This is a genomic window from Bradyrhizobium sp., from assembly GCF_049581145.1.
Lineage (GTDB): Bacteria > Pseudomonadota > Alphaproteobacteria > Rhizobiales > Xanthobacteraceae > Bradyrhizobium.
Genome location: NZ_JBAURI010001190.1, coordinates 1 through 4271, shown reverse-complemented (window position 1 = coordinate 4271; position 4271 = coordinate 1). Strand labels below are relative to the sequence as shown.

Sequence of the window (4271 nt, the reverse complement as noted above, 5' to 3'; positions counted from 1 at the left end):
TACATGGCTGACGTTTACCTATTAGAGAAAACGAGGACAAACCACGTTTAACGGCCCAACCGCAATGGCAGCCGTCGACGCAAAAACCGCTGACGTCATCGAGGCATCCCTCGTTTACACCGGGCACAAGAGTGAAAATTGCGAAATAGTGGTCCCCTATTTTCGCTCCTTATTTTTGCTACAATGACCAACGGCTCCCTTGCTGCAGTCAGTGAAACTGACGCATCAATCGCTCATCCAGCCTTCGGACCTAAGGGCTTCCGCCAGAGCGTCCCGAGCGTGACCAAAGCCGTCGGCGGTTCGGGACGAGTTGATCAACGCTGTAATAGCCACGATCCAGTGCAATTCGCTGCGGCGGCTGCTGTCGGCCGCGACCTGCTCTCGGACGTACGCGATTGCCGATTGGAGCGAACGAAGCTCTCGATTGCCACCATTCGAACCGGGGGCCAACCGATTGAGACGGATCGTCTTGAACGGCTGCGCATCTTCATTTGACGATGCGTGTGATGATGCGCGACCGCGTCGCACCGCGAAGCTATCGACCAGCCGACCCGCGCGAAGGCTCACTGAATTTCCCCGAGGGGTGCGCAGGACCTCGCGCTGCTCTAAAATGAACTCGGCGGATAGATCATGGGGATCGGCACAACGGGACAGTCCTTCGCTGAAGCCAGCCTCATGGCGTTCGAAATAGGCCAACGCGGCTTCGGGGCTAACTTCGTTGGGCAACGACCAGTCGTCCTTTTCTCCTTCTACATGCTTCGGCGTCTGACGCCAAAGGTGATACCAGTGGACCTCGCGTGCTGGCTCGTTCGCGTTAGGCTGAAGGGTCAAGGCTTCCAAGCCGTTCCCGAGATTCCCATCAACCTGCATCAGGATTCGAAGAGCGGCCTCGTAGTCCGCGTCGGCGGCCTCCAAATGAGCAATACTCTCGGCGGTATCATCGACCGTGCCCTGCTGCAAATCTGTGAAGCCCGTGCGCATCTTACCGGAACGCATCATGTCTAACTGTTGGGAGATTATTTGCCGCTTGCTGAGGTAGCTCATGGCGGTCTCCATCACGACGGTTACAGGGCCGGGGACTGTGGCGCCGGGGGTTTCCCAGCGCCGGATTGCGCGGTCGTCCTCTACGCGCAGCATGCGGGCCAGACCACCCGCGCTGAGCCCGAGTACCTTGCGAGCTTCCTTGAGGGCTTCTGGCGTGCGAACCAGTTGTGGAAAATCGGCCATTTCGGCGGTTCCAGAAGAACATTAACAATGCCCTAGCATAGAACACGCAAATTGCCCTATATCAAACGTCATATTTGCATATCTGATATGCAATTATCTTAGAGTGAGTGGCAATCGTCATTGACCGATTTATTTGCGCGGGTGCGGCGCGCCATTCAGAATCGTTCCGCGCGGGACGAGTTCGAAGATTCTACGTTGGTGATGAGGCGCTCTGTCTAGAGGACGAGGGACCACGTCTATCGGCTAGGTTGCGCCCTCCACCATCGCCGCCGCCGCTGGAGGCGCCCATGCCCGCCGTTCCCGGATCACCGTCGCCGAGGTCCCGGTCCACATCATTCAGCGCGGCAACAACCGTCGCGCCTGCTTCTTCGCCGATGCCGACTACGAACTTGACCTCGCACACTTGCAGGCCCTGGCCGCGAAGTTCGAGTGCGCAGTTCACGCCACCTGTCTCATGACCAATCACGTGCAGCTGCTGCTGACACCGCAACAGGCCAACGGCTGCGGGCTATTGATGAAGCATCTGGGGCAGCGCTACGTCCGGCACGTGAACCGGACCTATGGGCACAGCGGCACGCTATGGGAGGGCCGTGGCGCTATTAGCCCGAAACGCAAGTACCGGCCGCGCCGGGATTTCCGGAGCTGAGGGTAGACCGGCTGTGCCATCCGGCTGCCGGCCACACCCGCCCTCGGCCCGAACCTGCCCAAACCCAAAGAAGCGTCAGTCTATGCTATCTGGAATTGCAAAAGCTATCCAGACAAGTACCTTGAGCAGATCAAGGATACTCTGACTGCATTATGATACCGGCCTTTTCCGAGGCGACAATGGCAGTGGCAAAAGCCAAAGCGACATTGCCCGACCGGGAGAGGGAAGATTTCCTCTCCAAGTTCCTGAGAGAGCTCCACGATAACAACGCCGCGGTGTTCGTCGGCGCCGGTTTGTCGAAAGCGGCCGGCTACGTCGATTGGCCGGGGCTGTTGTCGGATATCGCGCGTGGGATCGGCCTTGACGTTGCGAGAGAAACCGACCTTGTGCGATTGGCGCAGTTCCACATCAACGCGAATGCGACCAACCGGCACCATCTTAGCCAGCTGCTGATCGACGAGTTTTCGGACGTGAAGGATCCGACTGAGAACCATCGAATTTTGGCGCGCCTGCCGATCAGCACATTTTGGACGACGAACTATGACCGGTTGATCGAAAAAGCCCTTGAGGCCGGGGGCAAGCGCGTCGATGCGAAATACACCAAGGATCAGCTCGCCACGACGCGACGCGGCCGTGATGCGGTCATCTACAAGATGCACGGAGACATCGAGCATCCTAGTCAAGCGGTTCTAAGCAGGGACGACTACGAGAGATATTACCAGACACACGGACCATTCATAACGGCTCTGTCCGGCGATCTGGTTGAAAAAACCTTCTTGTTCCTAGGCTTCAGCTTCACGGACCCCAACCTCGAACTTATAATGTCGAGGATACGAGCGACCTTCACCACGCATCAGCGACAGCATTATTGCATTACGCGACGCCGAACGAAGGCGAAGGGCGAGAAGGAGGCGAATTATCACTATGAGCTGACGAGGCAAAACCTGATCACTCAGGATCTAATGCGCTCCAACATCAAGACTATTTTCGTCGACGAGTACGAGCAGATAACAGGGCTGTTGCAGACCCTTGAACATCGTTATCGGCGCAGCACCATATTCATCTCTGGCAGTGCCGCCGATTATGGGCCGTGGGGGCAAGCTGCGACAGAGAACTTCGTCGCAGAGTTGTCCCGCGCCATTATCGACAAGGACTTGAGGATAACAAGCGGCTTCGGCCTCGGCATCGGCAGCGCGGTCGTCACCGGCGCAGTCCAGCAGATCTATTCCACTCGGCACCGCAGCCTGGGCGAGCAGCTGGTGCTGCGACCCTTCCCAATCGGCATCAAGGAAGGGACGGAGCGCACCAAGACGTTCACCCGTTACCGCGAGGAGCTGATCTCACAGGCCGGCGTCGCAGTTTTCATCATGGGCAATAAGACCGTCGGAGGGAAACTCGTCCCGGCTGACGGGATGCGCACTGAATTCGAGCTTGCCAAGAGTCGCCGCCTTTACCTGATCCCAATCGGCGCGTCCGGCTCGATGGCGGCGGAGCTGTGGAACGAGGTGACAAGCGATCTCGACCAATTCTATTCTGGAGCAAGCCCGAAGATAAAACGAGCACTCAAGAAACTCGGTGAGCCTACGGAAAAGCCGGAGAGCCTTCTTCCGACAGTGCTGGATCTCATCAGTACGCTGACAACAGGAGCATAATTTGGCACGTTATACGTTCTTCAGTTTTCACCACCAGCTGGATAACTGGCGCGCGGGCCAGGTACGCAATAGTTGGGTAACGCAGGACCGCATCGACGCCGGTTTTTGGGATGCTGCCGAGTGGGAAGCAGTCAAGAAGAGGGACACGGCGACCATTCACAAATGGATTGATGACCAGATGAAGGGCACGTCCGTCACGGTCGTTTTGATCGGCTCTGAGACGTCAACGCGTGAGCACGTGGGCTACGAAGTCAGTCAGAGCCACAATCTCAAGAAGGGAGTGCTCGGTATCTACATTCACAATGTGAAGAACAAGGAGGGGATGACCGATACGAAGGGTAGCAACCCCTTCAATAACTGGTCTGTGCCTCAGGACGGGCAGAAGGTTTCCCTCGCAACGCTGTACCCCACCTATGACTGGGTTTCGGACAATGGACGAGCCAATATTGGCGACTGGATCGAGGCAGCCGCGAAAAAGGCCGGTCGCTAACGCGCGCGTCGGAACCGCGGTGCCTTAGATCACGGTGGCCCCCCGGGCCATATCCATTAAGGACTGATCGCGCAATTTGACTATGCCAGACACTTCCGGCCTGCCCAATCAACAGATATCAGCAGCCTATAAGCGTGATCACGCTTTTTGATGGCCCTGCGTCCGAGCTATTTGATGGTTCGTTGGAGCGCGGATGGCGGCCCCGACGCGCTCAAGCGCGCCATCGTGCTCGCGACCGTCAAGGACGCTACGCGCC

General features: G+C 57.6%; 4 protein-coding genes. 3 read left to right on the top strand and 1 reads right to left on the bottom strand.

Annotated features, from left to right (window positions below; all coding sequences use genetic code 11):
* Positions 1-225 precede the first annotated feature (225 nt).
* Complete coding sequence (locus tag WCB02_RS37865) at positions 226-1227, bottom strand: hypothetical protein (protein ID WP_423967131.1); 1002 nt, start codon at positions 1225-1227, stop codon at positions 226-228.
* Between the two features lie 262 nt (positions 1228-1489).
* Here WCB02_RS37865 and WCB02_RS37860 point away from each other — a divergent pair, with 262 nt between their 5' ends.
* The 3 genes from WCB02_RS37860 (at position 1490) to WCB02_RS37850 (ending at position 4015) form a co-directional block, all read left to right on the top strand.
* Entirely contained in the window at positions 1490-1873 is a 384-nt protein-coding gene (locus WCB02_RS37860; RefSeq protein ID WP_423967133.1) for a transposase, read from the top strand.
* Between the two features lie 179 nt (positions 1874-2052).
* Positions 2053-3525 carry an SIR2 family protein gene (locus WCB02_RS37855; RefSeq protein WP_423967129.1) on the top strand — a complete coding sequence of 491 codons (1473 nt, stop codon included), beginning with the start codon at positions 2053-2055 and terminating at the stop codon, positions 3523-3525.
* Position 3526: 1 nt separating this feature from the next.
* Positions 3527-4015, top strand: a complete 489-nt coding sequence (locus tag WCB02_RS37850) for a TIR domain-containing protein (protein WP_423967126.1) — start codon at positions 3527-3529, stop codon at positions 4013-4015.
* The last annotated feature ends 256 nt before the right edge of the window (positions 4016-4271 follow it).

Bases quoted from the DNA above. Each gene is read 5' to 3' on its own strand.
- WCB02_RS37865 (WP_423967131.1), bottom strand. From the start codon at position 1,227: ATGGCCGATTTTCCACAACTGGTTCGCACGCCAGAAGCCCTCAAGGAA.
- WCB02_RS37855 (WP_423967129.1), top strand. From the start codon at position 2,053: ATGGCAGTGGCAAAAGCCAAAGCGACATTGCCCGACCGGGAGAGGGAA.